The sequence below is a fragment of the Ensifer sp. LC163 genome (assembly GCF_001695855.1).
In the GTDB taxonomy this organism is placed as follows: Bacteria; Pseudomonadota; Alphaproteobacteria; order Rhizobiales; family Rhizobiaceae; genus Ensifer.
In genome coordinates this window covers 1-17,338 of record NZ_MBSS01000035.1, presented here as the reverse complement: position 1 = coordinate 17,338, position 17,338 = coordinate 1, and the positions used below count along the sequence as shown (strand labels likewise).

The window sequence follows — 17,338 nt, the reverse complement described above, 5'->3', positions numbered from 1 at the left end:
TTGAACTCGCCGAAGTACTTCGTGATCGCTGCCGTCAGCGACGTCTTGCCATGGTCAACGTGGCCAATCGTGCCAATGTTAACGTGCGGCTTGTTGCGCTCAAATTTGCTCTTTGCCATTTTCGGCTCTCCGTTTCCTGTCCCCTATCGGGGAAATCTTATCTAACTGTTTCAGCGAAAGGGTATTCCGGTCACTTCTGACCGGAATACTTTGCCTGGATTTCCTGTGCGACGTTCGACGGGACCGGCGAGTAGTGATCGAAGGTCATCGTGTACTGGGCGCGGCCCTGAGACATCGAGCGCAGGTTGTCCACGTACTTGAACATGTTCGCCAGCGGGACGTTCGCGTTGATGACGACGGCAACACCGCGCGATTCCTGGCCCTGGATCTGGCCACGACGCGAGTTCAGGTCGCCGATAACGTCACCGACGTAATCTTCCGGCGTTACCACTTCGACCTTCATCATCGGCTCGAGGAGCTGAGCGCCGGCCTTCTTGGCTGCTTCACGGAAGCAAGCACGCGAAGCGATTTCGAACGCCAGGACCGACGAGTCAACATCGTGGAAGGCACCGTCGATGAGCGTCGCCTTGACACCCAGCATCGGGAAGCCTGCGAGCGGACCCGAAGACAGAACGCTTTCGATGCCCTTCTGAACGCCCGGGATGTATTCCTTCGGAACAGCACCACCAACGATCTTGGACTCGAACTTGAAGTCTTCGCCATCCGGGTTCGGTTCGAAGACGATCTTGACGCGCGCGAACTGACCGGTACCACCGGACTGCTTCTTGTGCGTGTAGTCTTCTTCGTGCTGACGCGTGATGGTTTCGCGGTAGGCAACCTGCGGCGCGCCGACGGTTGCTTCGACCTTGAATTCGCGACGCATGCGGTCAACCAGGATGTCGAGGTGAAGTTCACCCATGCCTGCGATGATCGTCTGGCCCGACTCTTCGTCGGTCTTGACGCGGAACGACGGATCTTCTGCAGCCAGGCGGTTGAGCGCGAGGCCCATCTTTTCCTGGTCGCCCTTGGTCTTCGGCTCGATCGCGATCTGGATAACCGGCTCCGGGAATTCCATGCGCTCGAGGATAACCGGCTTCAGCGGGTCGCAGAGCGTATCGCCAGTGGTGGTTTCCTTGAGGCCAGCCAGAGCAACGATGTCGCCGGCAAAGGCTTCTTCAATGTCTTCACGGCTGTTGGAATGCATCTGGAGCATACGGCCGACGCGCTCGCGCTTTTCCTTGACCGTGTTCATGACCGACGTGCCCTTTTCGAGCTTGCCGGAGTAGATGCGGGCGAAGGTGAGCGAACCGACGAAGGGGTCGTTCATGATCTTGAAGGCGAGCATCGAAAGCGGCTCGCTGTCGTCAGCGTGGCGCTCGGTCTCGGATTCGGTCTTGACGTCGATGCCCTTGATCGCCGGGATGTCCAGCGGCGACGGCAGGTAGTCGACAACCGCGTCGAGAAGCGGCTGAACGCCCTTGTTCTTGAACGCGGTACCGCAGAACATCGGGTGGAACTTCACGTCGATGGTGCCACGGCGAACGAGCGCGCGGATCTGGTCGTTGTCCGGCAGGTTGCCTTCGAGGTACGCTTCGGTCGCAGCTTCGTCGATCTCGACAACCGTCTCGATCAGAAGTTCGCGGTACTTCTGCGCTTCTGCCTTCATGTCATCAGGAATTTCGACGACGTCCCACTGGGCGCCGAGCGATTCGTCGCGCCAGATGAGAGCGTTCATCTCGATCAGGTCGATGACGCCCTTGAACTCGGTCTCAGCGCCGATCGGCAGCTGCATGACAACCGGGATCGCACCGAGGCGCGACTTGATCATCGAGACAGAGCGGTAGAAGTCAGCGCCGGTCTTGTCCATCTTGTTGCAGAAGATCATGCGCGGAACATGGTACTTCTCAGCCTGACGCCAGACGGTTTCCGTCTGCGGCTCAACACCGGCGTTGGCGTCGAGCAGCGCGATGGCGCCGTCGAGCACGCGCAGCGAACGTTCGACTTCGATGGTGAAGTCAACGTGGCCGGGGGTGTCGATGATGTTGAAGCGGCGGGTCTTGCCGTCACGGCCCTTCCAGAAGGTGGTCGTCGCAGCAGACGTGATCGTGATGCCGCGTTCCTGCTCCTGCTCCATCCAGTCCATGGTAGCGGCGCCGTCGTGGACTTCGCCGATCTTATGGGACTTGCCGGTGTAGTAGAGAATGCGTTCGGTCGTCGTCGTCTTGCCGGCGTCGATGTGCGCCATGATACCGAAGTTGCGGTAGTCTTCGATTTTGTATTCGCGAGCCATAGGGACTCCCTTTCGAAATTGGTCGTCGATTACCAGCGGTAGTGCGAGAATGCACGGTTGGCGTCGGCCATCTTGTGCGTGTCTTCGCGCTTCTTGACGGCGCTGCCACGGTTGTTCGCAGCGTCCATGAGTTCGCCGCAGAGGCGATCAACCATGGTCGTTTCGTTGCGCTTGCGGGCAGCGGCAATCAGCCAGCGGATGGCGAGCGCCTGACGGCGTTCCGGACGGACGTCGACGGGAACCTGGTAGGTTGCACCACCAACGCGACGCGAACGGACTTCGACGTGCGGAGCGATGTTGTCGAGGGCCGAATGGAACACGGCGATCGGCTCCTGCTTCAGCTTGCCCTGAACGGCATCGAAGGCACCGTAAACGATGCTTTCAGCAACCGACTTCTTACCATGAAGCATGATTGCGTTCATGAACTTGGTGACAACCAGATCGCCGAACTTCGGGTCCGGGTTGATCTCGCGCTTTTCTGCACTGTGACGACGTGACATACGTTTTGTCTCTCAACTGTTGACTGGCGCCTTAACACGCGGAGAACCTCGCGCAGCGCCGAATTCGTGAAACCCGAAATTACTTCGGACGCTTCGCACCATACTTGGAGCGGCGCTGCTTGCGGTTCTTGACACCCTGCGTATCGAGAACGCCGCGGATGATGTGGTAACGGACACCCGGAAGGTCCTTTACGCGGCCGCCGCGGATCATGACAACCGAGTGTTCCTGAAGGTTGTGACCTTCACCCGGGATATAGCCGATGACTTCGAAGCCGTTGGTCAAGCGAATCTTGGCAACCTTACGCAGAGCCGAGTTCGGCTTCTTCGGGGTCGTCGTGTAGACGCGGGTGCAAACGCCGCGCTTCTGCGGGTTTTCCTGCAGAGCAGGAACCTTGTTGCGCTTTACCTGTGCCTGACGCGGCTTACGGATCAGCTGGTTTACGGTAGGCATGTAACCATCCCTTGCAAAATCTTGTCTCGTTACCCTTGCGGGCGGATCGTTGCCGTCTCCGGCGATACGAACACCTGTAAAATGCGCAAACGAGGACCGATCCGCCTTATCGCGGATGGCCCTACAAAAAGCAGAGGACACACAATTTCGCGCGTCATGCGTGCAGCATTTTTTGTAGTCAGCGTGCGTTTCGAACCTTGTTTGAGGCGAACTCCAGAACGCGACGTTCCGAACCAGCCAGCCTCACATGGGCTCCGATGCGGCGGGGTGTACTGATTTCAAGGCCGACAGTCAAGGGCAATTAACAAATATTCTCCGGCCAACGGGCCCGCCATGCCCGGAAAACAAGGCTTTGGCGCGCGTGGCGAGGGGTCAAGGCGACCGGGATTGCACCTGAACACGAGCAGCTTCCAACAGGGTTAAGGAATCGGCAACCAGTTTGTGACGGTTTTCCACCGTAACGATTCTACCCGCCACCAAAGCCTGTGGCCTCACCGCTATTTCTTTCGCACTGCACTGAAAAGGGCGCTAAAGTCGGCCACGCACTCGAAAGGATATTCAATGAGCGTCACGCCCGACAACGACAATGCACCGGACGAGCCGATGGTCTTCATCATCATCGGCAAGGCCTACGAGACCGACGGAGACGACGAAGGCGTCGACATTCACGTGATGTTGCGCGCACCCGACGACGATACGGCCGTGCGCGAGGCGCTGAATGCGCTCGCCGAGGAAGGCTTCCTCGAGGCCGATCTCGATCAGATCGGCACACTGACCGACGTGCCGAACGACGAGCCGCATGCCTCGGCCTACCAGGGCGCCCTTGAGGGCGAAGTTGCGATCATTCGTTTCAGCTGAGGCCGTCGGCGCGCTACTGCATAATTCCTTAAATCGGAATCGATCTAAGCAGGAAATTATGCGGCAAGCTTAAAGCGTTACAGCGTCCTTTGCGCGTCATACTTGACGCGCGGCGCTGTGGCGTCGGCCCCTTCCAGCCCCCCACAATGAAAAAGCCGCCCGGATCGCTCCGGGCGGCTTTTTTGATTTGAGGAAACGAGGGCGACAACCGCCCTCCTCCTATTACTCGGCCGCTGCGTTTTCCTTCGCGAGATCGGCAAGCATCGGGGTTGCAACATCTGCGCCCGTACCCTTGCGGCGCTCTTCGAGAATCATCTCGTCGCGCGCCGTCGCGATGCGGCGGATCTGCGTCATCGTTCCGCCGGTACCAGCCGGGATCAGACGGCCGACGATGACGTTTTCCTTCAGACCCTGCAGGCCGTCGACCTTGCCGGCGATCGCCGCTTCGGTCAGGACCTTGGTGGTTTCCTGGAACGACGCCGCCGAGATGAACGACGGTGTCTGCAGCGAGGCCTTGGTGATGCCGAGCAGGACCGGATCGCCGTAAGCCGGCTTCTTGCCCTGTTCGATCAGGCCGTCGTTGACGTCTTCGAGCTCGATGCGATCGACGTTGTCACCGACGATGTAGGTCGAGTCGCCGGCATCGGTGATTTCCACCTTCTGCAGCATCTGACGAACGATGACTTCGATGTGCTTGTCGTTGATCACAACGCCCTGCAGTCGGTAGACTTCCTGGATTTCGTTGACCAGGTAGGAAGCGAGTGCTTCCACGCCCTTGATCGCCAGGATGTCGTGCGGCGCCGGGTTGCCGTCGAGGATGTAGTCGCCCTTTTCGATGTAGTCGCCATCCTGAAGATGGAAGGGCTTGCCCTTCGGGATCAGGTATTCGACCGGCTCGACACCGTCTTCAGCAGGCTCGATCAGAACGCGACGCTTGTTCTTGTAGTCGCGACCGAAGCGGATCGTACCATCGATCTCAGCGATGATGGCGTGATCCTTCGGACGACGTGCTTCGAACAGTTCGGCAACGCGCGGCAGACCACCGGTGATGTCCTTGGTCTTGGCGCTTTCCAGCGGCGAACGTGCAAGCACGTCACCCTGCGACACCTTCGTACCCGGTTCGACCGAAAGAATGGCGTCAACCGAAAGCATGAAGCGGGCGTCACCACCACGCGACAGCTTCATGACCGCGCCGTTCTTGTCCTTGATGACGATCGCCGGCTTCAGGTCCGTACCGCGCGGCGTCGAACGCCAATCGATAACCTGACGCTTGGTGATGCCGGTGGACTCGTCGGTCGCTTCGAGCACCGAGATGCCGTCGACGACGTCTTCGAAGTGAACGGTACCTTCCACTTCCGTCATCATCGGACGGGTGTAGGGATCCCACTCGGCGAGACGCTGTCCGCGCTTCACCTTGTCACCATCGTCGACGAAGATCTTCGAACCGTAGGCGACACGCTGCGAGGAGCGCTCGACACCACGTTCATCGAGGATCTGGACGGCCATGTTGCGACCCATGGCGACGAGAACGCCGTCAGAGTTGCGCAGCATGTTGCGGTTCTTGATCTGCACCGTGCCTTCGTAGGACGCTTCCAGGAACGACTGGTCGACCACGGTCGCCGTACCGCCCAGGTGGAAGGTACGCATGGTGAGCTGGGTGCCCGGTTCACCGATCGACTGTGCGGCGATAACGCCAACCGCTTCACCCATGTTCACCGGCGTACCACGTGCCAGGTCGCGGCCGTAGCAGACGCCGCAAACGCCCGTCTGGATTTCGCAGGTCAGCGCCGAACGGATACGGATCGACTGGATGCCAGCCTTCTCGATCTCGATGACATCGGGTTCAAGGATCATCCGGCCGGCGTCGACGATGCGAGCGCCCGTGACCGGGTGATCGATATCGTCCAGAGCCGTACGGCCGAGAATACGCGCGCCAAGCGAAGCCACAACCTGACCGGCATCGACGATTGCCGTCATGGTGAGGCCGTTCTCGGTGCCGCAATCAACGGAGTTGACGATGCAGTCCTGCGCCACGTCGACGAGACGACGGGTCAGGTAACCGGAGTTCGCGGTCTTCAAGGCGGTGTCGGCCAGACCCTTACGGGCACCGTGGGTCGAGTTGAAGTACTCGTTAACGGTCAGACCTTCCTTGAAGTTCGAGATGATCGGCGTCTCGATGATTTCACCCGACGGCTTGGCCATCAGGCCGCGCATGCCGCCCAGCTGACGCATCTGGTTCGGAGAACCACGGGCGCCGGAGTGCGACATCATGTAGATCGAGTTCATCGGCTTCTGACGGCCGTTGTCGTCGAACTCCACAGCCTTAATGCGGGCCATCATTTCGTCGGCGACCTTTTCGGTCGCCTTACCCCAGGCGTCGACAACCTTGTTGTACTTTTCGCCCTGGGTGATGAGGCCGTCATTGTACTGCTGCTCGTATTCCTTCACGAGCGCTTCAGTATCGCCGACGATCTTCACCTTGGTGTCCGGAATGACCATGTCGTCCTTGCCGAACGAAATGCCGGCGCGGCAAGCATGGGCAAAGCCGAGCTGCATGATGCGGTCGCAGAAGATGACCGTGTCTTTCTGACCGCAGTGACGGTAGACCGTGTCGATCATCTTGGAGATGTTCTTCTTGGTCATTTCCTGGTTGCAGGTCTCGAACGGCACGTTGACGTTGCGCGGCAGCAGTTCGCCGATGATCATGCGGCCAGGCGTGGTTTCGTAGATCTTCGAAACCGGGTTGCCCTCGGCGTCGACGGTCTTGAAGCGGCCACGGATCTTGGCGTGCAGGGTCACGGCCTTGGTTTCGAGCGCGTGATGCAGCTCGCCCATGTCCGAGAACGCCATGCCTTCGCCCGGCTCGTTCTGGTTCAGGATCGACAGATAGTAGAGACCCAGAACCATGTCCTGCGACGGAACGATGATCGGCGCGCCGTTAGCCGGGTGCAGAATGTTGTTCGTCGACATCATCAGCACGCGTGCTTCGAGCTGCGCTTCGAGCGACAGCGGCACGTGAACGGCCATCTGGTCACCGTCGAAGTCGGCGTTGAAGGCCGTGCAGACGAGCGGGTGCAGCTGGATCGCCTTGCCTTCGACCAGGGTCGGTTCGAAGGCCTGGATGCCCAGCCGGTGCAGCGTCGGTGCGCGGTTCAACAGAACCGGATGTTCGCGGATGACCTCGTCGAGGATATCCCAGACTTCAGGCTTTTCCTTTTCGACGAGCTTCTTGGCCTGCTTGACGGTCGAGGAGTAACCCTTGGCGTCGAGACGGGCGTAGATGAACGGCTTGAACAGCTCGAGCGCCATCTTCTTCGGAAGGCCGCACTGGTGCAGCTTCAGTTCCGGACCGGTCACGATAACCGAGCGGCCGGAATAGTCGACGCGCTTGCCGAGCAGGTTCTGACGGAAGCGGCCCTGCTTGCCCTTGAGCATGTCGGACAGCGACTTCAGCGGACGCTTGTTGGCGCCGGTGATGACGCGACCGCGACGACCGTTGTCGAACAGCGCGTCCACGGATTCCTGCAACATGCGCTTTTCGTTGCGGATGATGATGCCCGGTGCACGCAGCTCGATCAGACGCTTCAGACGGTTGTTACGGTTGATTACGCGACGATAGAGATCGTTCAGATCCGACGTCGCGAAACGGCCACCGTCGAGCGGCACGAGCGGGCGCAGGTCCGGCGGGATCACCGGAACGACCTTCATGATCATCCATTCCGGACGGTTGCCGGATTCCATGAAGTTCTCGACGATCTTCAGCCGCTTCATCAGCTTCTTCTGCTTCAGATCCGAGGTGGTCTCGGCCAGTTCCGAACGCAGATCGCCGGCGATCTTTTCGAGGTTCATCGAAGCGAGCATTTCATAGATCGCTTCAGCACCGATCATCGCGGTGAACTGATCTTCGCCGAACTCATCGACGGCGAGCATGTAGTCTTCTTCGCTGAGAAGCTGGTTTTCCTTCAGCGATGTCAGACCAGGCTCGGTGACGATGTAATTTTCGAAGTACAGAACGCGTTCGACATCCTTCAGCGTCATGTCGAGCAGCGTCGAAATGCGTGATGGCAGCGACTTCAGGAACCAGATGTGGGCAACGGGAGCAGCGAGCTCGATGTGGCCCATGCGCTCACGGCGAACGCGCGACAGCGTCACTTCGACGCCGCACTTTTCGCAGATGATGCCCTTGTACTTCATACGCTTGTACTTGCCGCACAGGCATTCGTAATCCTTGATCGGACCGAAGATACGGGCGCAGAAAAGACCATCGCGTTCCGGCTTGAACGTGCGGTAGTTGATCGTCTCCGGCTTCTTGATCTCACCGTAAGACCAGGAAAGAATCTTCTCCGGCGAGGCGATCGAAATCCGGATGGAATCGAAAGTCTGTGCAGGCACCTGCGGATTGAAAAGATTCATGACCTCTTGGTTCATGCCTGTCTCCTTTACGGGCTTAACGCCCTGAGCTTGGCGAGGGTGCCGACAAATCCCGGGCGCCGGCCCCTGCCCCATAAACAGCTAAAACCGCATCTGATGCGGCCCCGTTCCTCTCGCTTGCCAATGAAGCCTTGCGGAGGAAGCGGTGCGCGCCGCGATGCGGCACGCACCTTGATGTTTCTTATTCGGCTGCGTCAGGCAGCTGTGCTGCACCGAGTTCGTCGACCTTGGTGTTCTCGAGTTCAACCGACAGGCCCAGCGAGCGCATTTCCTTGACGAGAACGTTGAAGCTCTCCGGAATGCCCGCTTCGAAGGTGTCGTCGCCACGGACGATCGCTTCGTAGACCTTCGTACGACCTGCCACGTCGTCCGACTTCACCGTCAGCATTTCCTGCAGGGTGTAGGCGGCGCCGTAGGCTTCGAGAGCCCAGACTTCCATTTCCCCGAAGCGCTGACCGCCGAACTGCGCCTTGCCGCCCAGCGGCTGCTGGGTAACGAGCGAGTAAGGACCGATCGAACGGGCGTGGATCTTGTCGTCGACAAGGTGGTTCAGCTTCAGCATGTAGATGTAGCCGACGGTCACCTGGCGGTCGAACTGATCGCCGGTACGGCCATCATAAAGCGTCGACTGACCGGTTACCTTCAAGCCCGCCTGCTCCAGCATCTCGTTGACGTCGGCTTCGACAGCACCGTCGAAGACCGGCGTTGCGATCGAAACGCCGCGACGGGTCTGCTCGGCAAGCCGTACGATCGACGCGTCGTCGTACTGCTTGATCGGCTCACCCTTCGGACCCGACCCGATGACGCTGTCGATGGTGTCGCGCAGCGGCTGGATATCGGCACCTGCCTTGTAGGCATCAAGCATCGCACCGATCTTCTTGCCCATGCCGGCGCAAGCCCAGCCAAGATGGGTTTCGAGGATCTGGCCGACGTTCATGCGCGAAGGCACGCCGAGCGGGTTCAGAACGACGTCGACGTGCGTACCATCTTCCAGGAACGGCATGTCTTCGATCGGCACGATGCGCGACACCACACCCTTGTTGCCGTGACGGCCGGCCATCTTGTCGCCCGGCTGGATCTTGCGCTTAACAGCGACGAAGACCTTGACCATCTTCATGACGCCCGGAGGCATTTCGTCGCCGCGCTGGACCTTTTCGACCTTGTCCATGAAGCGCTGCTCAAGGCGCGACTTGGATTCGTCGTACTGGGCGCGAAGCGCTTCGATCTCGCCCTGAGCCTTTTCGTCTTCGATGGCAAACATCCACCACTGCGAGCGGGGATATTCGCTGACGACGAGGTTGGACAGTTCAGTGCCCTTCTTGAAGCCCTTCGGACCTGCAACCGCGGTGTGGCCGCGCAGCATGTCGACGAGACGTGCGTAGACGTTGCGATCGAGGATCGCCTGTTCGTCGTCGCGGTCCTTGGCCAGGCGTTCGATTTCCTCACGCTCGATCGCCATCGCGCGCTCGTCCTTCTCAACGCCGTGGCGATTGAAGACGCGAACTTCGACGACGGTGCCGAAAGTGCCCGGAGGCATGCGCATGGACGTGTCGCGGACGTCGGAAGCCTTTTCACCGAAGATGGCGCGCAGAAGCTTTTCTTCCGGCGTCATCGGGCTTTCGCCCTTCGGCGTGATCTTGCCGACCAGGATATCGCCCGGCTGAACTTCAGCACCGATGTAGACGATGCCGGCTTCGTCGAGATTACGCAGCGCTTCTTCCGAAACGTTCGGAATGTCGCGGGTAATTTCTTCCGGGCCCAGCTTGGTATCACGCGCCATCACTTCGAACTCTTCGATGTGAATGGAGGTGAACACGTCGTCGCGCACGATGCGCTCGGACAGCAGGATCGAGTCTTCGTAGTTGTAGCCGTTCCACGGCATGAACGCGACGAGCGCGTTGCGGCCGAGCGCCAGATCGCCGAGATCGGTCGATGGACCGTCAGCGATGATGTCGCCCTTGTTCAGGATGTCACCGACGGTGACCAGCGGACGCTGGTTGACGCAGGTGTTCTGGTTCGAACGCTGGAACTTCTGCAGGCGGTAGATATCGACGCCCGACTTCGACGGATCGAGGTCTTCGGTGGCGCGGATAACGATACGGGTCGCATCGACCTGGTCGACGACACCGCCACGGCGGGCTGCGATAGCAGCGCCGGAGTCGCGGGCAACGACCGGTTCCATGCCGGTACCGACGAACGGAGCTTCGGCGCGCAGCAAAGGCACGGCCTGACGCTGCATGTTCGAGCCCATCAGTGCGCGGTTGGCGTCATCGTTCTCAAGGAACGGGATGAGCGCCGCGGCGACCGAAACGAGCTGCTTCGGCGAAACGTCCATCAGGTTGATGTTGTCGCGCGGTGCCAGCATAACTTCGCCGGCATGGCGGCAAACGACGAATTCTTCCGAGAACGAACCATCGCTCTCGAGAACCGAGTTTGCCTGGGCGACGTGGTACTTCGCTTCTTCCATCGCCGAGAGATAGACGACGTCGTTCGTCACCTTGCCGTCAACGATCTTGCGGTACGGGCTTTCGATGAAGCCGTACTTGTTGACGCGGGCAAAGGTTGCAAGCGAGTTGATCAGACCGATGTTCGGGCCTTCCGGCGTTTCAATCGGGCAGATACGGCCGTAGTGCGTCGGATGAACGTCGCGGACTTCGAAGCCTGCGCGCTCGCGGGTCAGACCACCCGGGCCAAGTGCCGAAAGACGACGCTTGTGGGTGATTTCCGAAAGCGGGTTCACCTGGTCCATGAACTGCGACAGCTGCGAGGAGCCGAAGAATTCGCGGACGGCTGCGGCAGCCGGCTTTGCGTTGATCAGGTCCTGCGGCATGACGGTGTCGATTTCGATCGACGACATGCGTTCCTTGATCGCGCGCTCCATGCGCAAGAGACCGAGGCGGTACTGGTTTTCCATCAACTCGCCGACCGAACGAACACGGCGGTTGCCGAGGTTGTCGATGTCGTCGATTTCGCCCTTGCCGTCACGCAGCTCGACCAGCATCTTGACGACAGCCAGGATGTCTTCCTTGCGCAGGATACGGACGGTATCCGCCACTTCAAGGTCGAGGCGCATGTTCATCTTCACGCGGCCGACGGCCGAGAGGTCGTAACGCTCGGCATCGAAGAACAGCGTGTTGAACATGGCTTCCGCGGAATCCATGGTCGGCGGTTCGCCCGGACGCATCACGCGGTAGATATCGAACAGAGCGTCCTGACGGTTCTCGTTCTTGTCCACGGTCAACGTGTTGCGGATGTAGGCGCCGACATTGATATGGTCGATGTCGAGAACCGGGATTTCGTCGAAGCCGGCCGACAGAATGACGGGAAGCGTCTTCTCGTCGATCTCGTCGCCTGCTTCAAGGTAGATTTCACCGGTCGCGAAGTTGACGATGTCTTCGGCAAGGTAGTTGCCATACAGGTCGTCATCGGTCGCCTTGAGGGCCTTCAGGCCCTTTTCCTGCAGCTGGCGCAGCAGGCGCGGCGTCAGCTTCTTGCCACCTTCGACAACCACTTCGCCGGTGTCGGCGTCGATCATGTCGGTGATGACCTTCTGGCCCTTCAGTGCGTCCGGCTGGAACGGCACGCGCCAGCCTTCGCCGTCGCGCTGGTAAAGCGACTTCGTGTAGAAGGTGTCGAGGATTTCCTCGCCGTCCATGCCAAGCGCCATCAGCAGCGACGACACGGGGATCTTGCGGCGGCGGTCGATACGGGCGTGGACGATGTCCTTGGCGTCGAACTCGATGTCGAGCCAGGAACCGCGATACGGAATCACGCGGGCAGCGAAGAGCAGCTTGCCGGAAGAATGGCTCTTGCCCTTGTCGTGATCGAAGAACACGCCCGGGGAACGGTGCATCTGCGAAACGATGACGCGCTCGGTGCCGTTGACGATGAAGGTACCGTTGTCGGTCATGAGCGGCATGTCGCCCATGTAGACGTTCTGTTCCTTGATGTCCTTGATCGACTTCGCGCCGGTATCTTCGTCAATATCGAACACGATCAGGCGAAGGGTCACCTTGAGAGGCGCCGCGTAGGTCAGATCGCGCTGACGGCATTCTTCGACGTCGAACTTCGGCTGTTCGAATTCGTAGGATACGAACTCGAGCATCGAAGCGCCGGAGAAATCCTTGATCGGGAAAACCGATTTGAAAACGGCTTGAAGGCCCTCATCAGGGCGTCCGCCCTTGGGCTCTTCAACCATAAGAAACTGGTCGTAGGATGCCTTCTGAACCTCGATGAGGTTCGGCATCTCCGCGACTTCTGGAATTTTACCAAAAAACTTGCGTACGCGCCTGCGACCGTTAAACGAAAGGGTCTGAGCCATCGTCGCTCCTTGTCAATCTTGCATCCGGGCCTGCAACGGACGGGAACCGATGGCCAGTCGACCCCGTCAATCAATGAGTAGTTCAATCTCGTCTAACTTGCGGAACACGCCCAGCGCGGATTGCTGTGCTGAATTCCGGTCGAGACCATCCTCTTGAAGAACCCATTACCCAAAAGCCGTTTTGCGACAGGCTTTTGGGTAATATGTTCTAAAAACGGTCAAAGAGAGGCGGCCGGAATGGCCACCTCCCCTTGCAAAATGCCGAATTACTTGACGTCAACCTTGGCGCCAGCTTCTTCGAGCTTCTTCTTGAGGTCAGCAGCTTCAGCCTTGGAAACGGCTTCCTTGACCGGCTTCGGAGCGCCTTCGACCAGGTCCTTGGCTTCCTTGAGGCCGAGACCGGTGATAGCGCGGACTTCCTTGATGACGTTGATCTTGTTGGCGCCAGCGTCAACGAGGATAACGTCAAACTCGGTCTTTTCTTCTTCGACCGGAGCAGCAGCGCCGGCGCCGCCAGCAGCAGCAACAGCTACCGGAGCAGCTGCAGAAACGCCCCACTTCTCTTCGAGCAGCTTGGAAAGCTCAGCAGCTTCCAGGACGGTCAGCGAGGAGAGGTCTTCAACGATCTTTGCGAGATCAGCCATTTTACTTTTCCTTTTGTTCGGTTCGAACTGGTTTTAAATACAACAGCGAAAATCCGCCTTAGGCGGCTTCGTCCTTCTTGGCATAGGCGGCGAACACGCGGGCAAGCTGGCTTGCCGGTGCTGCAACAACCGTAGCGACGCGAGTTGCCGGGGCATTGAGAAGGCCCAGCAGCTTTGCGCGTAGCTCGTCCAGCGAAGGCAGGGTCGCAAGCGACTTGACTGCATCGGCGGTGAGCGTGGTTGTTCCCATGGCGCCACCGAGAACAACGAGCTTGTCGTTGGTCTTGGCGAAATCCATGACGACCTTAGGAGCCGTGATCGGGTCTTGGCTGAATGCGATCAGCGTCTGACCCTTGAAGAGATTCGTCATCCCTTCCGACTCGGTGCCCTGAAGAGCGATCTTGGCCAGGCGGTTTTTCGCGACTTTGACGGTGCCGCCAGCAGCGCGCATCTTCGAACGGAAGTCGTTCATCTGCGCAACTGTGACACCAGCATAGTGGGCCACGACAACCGAACCGGAAGCCTTGAAGACTTCGTTCAGCTCCGTGACGAATTCGCGTTTTTCCGCTCTTTCCACTGTCTGTCTCCAGTTGACAGGGTTGCATGAACTGCAGCCCCTGCCGGGTTTGCCTTTGTCACCAGGGATCATCAAAAGAAGATCCCAAGTAACGCTTGAGGATCCTGTCCCTTGGCGTTCCCGGAAAGCCGGGTCTGACACAAGGCAAGCGAGGCTCGAACCGAATTTCGACGCCTCCGGCGTCATTGCGAAATTCAGATCTTACCCGTCTCATGCAGGCCGAAGTGATTAAGGTAAAACCACCCACAATCTCGGACAGGAGTTCCGGATCGAGATCCGGATTTCCGGCCCCGAAGAGCCGGAAATTCTTTCTCGGGCCGAAGCCCGAAATTTGTTAGGCGACGCTGAGCGTTGCCGGGTCGATCTTCAGGCCCGGGCCCATGGTCGACGAAATCGCTACGCGCTTGACGTAGTTGCCCTTGGCGCCGGCCGGCTTGGCCTTGACGACCGCGTCAGCGAAGGCGCGGATGTTTTCTTCCAGAGCCTTGGCGTCGAACGAAGCCTTGCCGATACCGGCGTGGATGATACCAGCCTTCTCGACGCGGAACTCGACGGCACCGCCCTTGGATGCCTTGACGGCACCGGCAACGTCCATGGTGACCGTTCCGACCTTCGGGTTCGGCATCATGCCGCGCGGGCCGAGTACCTTACCGAGGCGGCCGACGAGCGGCATCATGTCCGGGGTCGCGATGCAGCGATCGAAGTCGATCTTGCCGCCCTGAACGATTTCGACCAGTTCTTCAGCGCCGACGATGTCTGCACCGGCGGCCTTGGCTTCATCAGCCTTGGCGCCACGTGCGAACACGGCAACGCGAACCGAGCGGCCCGTGCCGTTCGGCAGGTTGACGACGCCGCGAACCATCTGGTCGGCGTGGCGCGGGTCAACGCCGAGGTTCATCGCGACTTCAACAGTCTCGTCGAACTTGGCAGTTGCACGTTCCTTGACCAGCGAAACGGCTTCGGTGAGGCCGTAGATCTTCGTCGGGTCGATGCCCTCGCGGGACTTCTGTACACGCTTTGCAATCTTCGCCATGGTCTTAGCCCGCCACTTCCAGGCCCATGGAGCGGGCAGAGCCCTCGACCATTGCCATTGCGCCTTCGATATCGGCCGCGTTGAGGTCCTTCATCTTGGCCTCTGCGATCGTGCGGATCTGAGCCTTGGTGATCGAGCCAGCCTTGGCCTTGCCCGGGGTCTTCGAACCGGACGTGATCTTGGATTCACGCTTCAGGAAGTAGCTGACCGGCGGCTGCTTCATGACGAAGGTGAACGACTTGTCCTGGTAATAGGTGATGACGACCGGGATCGGCATACCCTTTTCCATTTCCTGCGTGGCGGCATTGAACGCCTTGCAGAATTCCATGATGTTAATGCCACGCTGACCGAGTGCAGGACCGATCGGCGGGGACGGATTGGCCGACCCTGCCTTCACCTGCAGCTTGAGCTGGCCTGCAACTTTCTTAGCCATTTCTCTCTGCCTCTCATTGCCTCATTTCGACGGATCGAAAGGAGGAACTGTTGCGCCGGTTTCCCGGCATTCTGCCGATCAGGGATCGGCGGCTGCGGTTGCGTGGTACGGACCCTTCGACCCGGCTAAGGCCGACGTCCTTCCACGCGCATGCGGATTTCTCCGCCAGGGCAGGCCTGGACGACCCACCCAATCTTTCTTGATCTTCTCAGACCTTCTCGACCTGGCCGTATTCCAGTTCGACCGGGGTCGCACGGCCAAAGATCGAAACCTCGACCTTCAGGCGCGACCGCTCCTCGTCGACATCCTGAACGATGCCGTTGAACGAGGCGAACGGACCATCCGAGACGCGAACCTGCTCGCCAATCTCAAAGGAGACGGACGGCTTCGGACGCTCGACGCCGTCCTGGACCTGGCCGAGGATACGATCGGCCTCATGGTCCGGAATCGGAACCGGCTTGCTGTCGGTCCCGAGGAAACCGGTAACCTTCGGCGTATTCTTGATGAGGTGATAGGCCTCATCCGTCAGGTTGGCGCGCACCAGGACATAACCCGGAAAGAACTTGCGCTCAGCATCAACCTTGCGGCCACGACGAACTTCGACGACCTTTTCGGTCGGAACGAGGATCTTTTCGAACAGGTGCCCAAGGCCCTTTTGCTTGGCCTTTTCCTCGATCGATTCAGCCACCTTCTTTTCGAAATTCGAATAGGCGTGAACAATGTACCAGCGTGCAGCCATGCTACCCTCCACCCAATCAAACGCCAGCGTTGAGGACTAGGCCGATCAGCCAACCCATCAACTGGTCCGCAGCGAAGAAGAAGGCAGCGGCAAAAAAGACCATGACAAAAACCATGAGCGTCGAGATCATCGTCTCGCGCCTGGAGGGCCAAGTTACTTTCGACGCCTCTGAGCGAACCTGCTGCAGAAACGTAAACGGATTCGTTTTGGATGCCATGTAATGCTCACGCCATTACGGCGCGTAAAGCCGATGAATCAGCCCCACGCACCGCGTGTCTGTTTGGACCCTACATAAAGACCGATTCCACAAATCACAAGAGGCATTCGGTCTTTTCTGTGAATTTCGATGGTCGGCCTATCCGACCTCCCTCTACCCTACTCGGCTTTCAGCCGCTTGCAAAGGTCGAAGGCAATGGCAGGGGCAGCCGGGCTTGAACCGACGACCTGCGGTTTTGGAGACCGCCGCTCTACCAACTGAGCTATACCCCTAGATCGCTCCGGTCGGTCATTCTCGAACCGGTCCGTGCATCAAGTCAGCGGCTTATTATTCAGTTTATCGGGCGATGACAAGCGTCTTTGACGGAAAAGATTCAAATTCTTGTGGCAAAAAGTGCGACGGCGCGCGACGCGCCTTTTCACTCTGCGCCGCATCGTCCGTCGCGCGCGATGCGCGCCGGGCTCTCCCACAGTCTCGGCGGTGTTGCGACCGCACTGAGATGTGCGCAAAGGGCCACACGCGTCGAGCCGCCGGCTTGGCTTTGCCCCGCGGCAGGCGCCCGCCACCATGCCCCGCGACGGGCCGCGTCATGCCTTGCATCACACTGGACACGCAGCGGCGCAAGGCTCGGGCCTCCCTGCTGCCCCGAACCTGGCAGAAGGCTCACCCTCAACGAAAAAACCCCGCTGTTTCCAGCGGGGCCTTTTGAACCGAAGTAATCCGTGGATTACTCGACGATCGAAGCGACGATGCCGGCGCCGACGGTACGGCCGCCTTCGCGGATAGCGAAGCGCAGCTTTTCTTCCATCGCGATCGGAACGATCAGCTCAACGGCAACGGTGAC

13 protein-coding genes, 1 tRNA gene and 1 pseudogene are annotated in these 17,338 nt (G+C 59.4%); 1 reads left to right on the top strand and 14 read right to left on the bottom strand.

Annotated features, from left to right (window positions below):
• The 4 genes from BC360_RS31040 to rpsL form a co-directional block, all read right to left on the bottom strand.
• The coding region (locus tag BC360_RS31040) for a GTP-binding protein (RefSeq protein WP_139108845.1) at positions 1–119 on the bottom strand (119 nt) is incomplete at its 3' end.
• 71 nt (positions 120–190) lie between these two features.
• Positions 191–2,290: an elongation factor G gene (fusA, locus tag BC360_RS24480; RefSeq protein WP_065786022.1), complete on the bottom strand. Its 2,100-nt coding sequence runs from the start codon at positions 2,288–2,290 to the stop codon at positions 191–193.
• 29 nt (positions 2,291–2,319) lie between these two features.
• Positions 2,320–2,790: a 30S ribosomal protein S7 gene (gene rpsG / locus BC360_RS24475; protein WP_025426662.1), complete on the bottom strand. Its 471-nt coding sequence runs from the start codon at positions 2,788–2,790 to the stop codon at positions 2,320–2,322.
• A 79-nt stretch (positions 2,791–2,869) separates the two neighbouring features.
• Positions 2,870–3,241, bottom strand: a complete 372-nt coding sequence (gene rpsL, locus BC360_RS24470) for a 30S ribosomal protein S12 (protein ID WP_003507760.1) — start codon at positions 3,239–3,241, stop codon at positions 2,870–2,872.
• Positions 3,242–3,802: 561 nt separating this feature from the next.
• On the opposite strand from rpsL, the gene BC360_RS24465 reads away from it, so the two are divergent.
• On the top strand, positions 3,803–4,099 hold the full coding sequence (locus BC360_RS24465; RefSeq protein WP_065786021.1) for a transcriptional regulator: 297 nt from the start codon (positions 3,803–3,805) through the stop codon (positions 4,097–4,099).
• Positions 4,100–4,321: 222 nt separating this feature from the next.
• Here BC360_RS24465 and rpoC read toward each other — a convergent pair whose 3' ends face one another.
• The 10 genes and pseudogenes from rpoC to tuf form a co-directional block, all read right to left on the bottom strand.
• Positions 4,322–8,527: a DNA-directed RNA polymerase subunit beta' gene (gene rpoC, locus BC360_RS24460; RefSeq protein WP_065786020.1), complete on the bottom strand. Its 4,206-nt coding sequence runs from the start codon at positions 8,525–8,527 to the stop codon at positions 4,322–4,324.
• A 184-nt stretch (positions 8,528–8,711) separates the two neighbouring features.
• The gene (gene rpoB / locus BC360_RS24455) at positions 8,712–12,851 is read right to left on the bottom strand and encodes a DNA-directed RNA polymerase subunit beta (RefSeq protein WP_065786019.1); all 4,140 of its coding nucleotides are present in this window, start codon (positions 12,849–12,851) and stop codon (positions 8,712–8,714) included.
• A gap of 266 nt (positions 12,852–13,117) precedes the next feature.
• Entirely contained in the window at positions 13,118–13,495 is a 378-nt protein-coding gene (rplL, locus tag BC360_RS24450) for a 50S ribosomal protein L7/L12 (RefSeq protein ID WP_065786018.1), read from the bottom strand.
• A gap of 58 nt (positions 13,496–13,553) precedes the next feature.
• Positions 13,554–14,072 (bottom strand): 50S ribosomal protein L10, encoded by a 519-nt coding sequence (gene rplJ / locus BC360_RS24445; protein ID WP_065786017.1) that lies wholly within the window; start codon positions 14,070–14,072, stop codon positions 13,554–13,556.
• Positions 14,073–14,406: 334 nt separating this feature from the next.
• Positions 14,407–15,105, bottom strand: coding sequence for a 50S ribosomal protein L1 (gene rplA, locus BC360_RS24440; protein ID WP_053247108.1), 699 nt, complete (start codon positions 15,103–15,105; stop codon positions 14,407–14,409).
• Between the two features lie 4 nt (positions 15,106–15,109).
• Positions 15,110–15,538, bottom strand: coding sequence for a 50S ribosomal protein L11 (gene rplK / locus BC360_RS24435; RefSeq protein ID WP_025426655.1), 429 nt, complete (start codon positions 15,536–15,538; stop codon positions 15,110–15,112).
• A 208-nt stretch (positions 15,539–15,746) separates the two neighbouring features.
• Positions 15,747–16,277: a transcription termination/antitermination protein NusG gene (nusG, locus tag BC360_RS24430; RefSeq protein WP_065786016.1), complete on the bottom strand. Its 531-nt coding sequence runs from the start codon at positions 16,275–16,277 to the stop codon at positions 15,747–15,749.
• A gap of 16 nt (positions 16,278–16,293) precedes the next feature.
• Entirely contained in the window at positions 16,294–16,494 is a 201-nt protein-coding gene (secE, locus tag BC360_RS24425) for a preprotein translocase subunit SecE (protein ID WP_053247105.1), read from the bottom strand.
• Positions 16,495–16,690: 196 nt separating this feature from the next.
• Positions 16,691–16,766 (bottom strand) — tRNA-Trp (locus BC360_RS24420).
• A gap of 455 nt (positions 16,767–17,221) precedes the next feature.
• Positions 17,222–17,338 (bottom strand): annotated as a pseudogene (tuf, locus tag BC360_RS31035) (elongation factor Tu); the annotation flags it as partial.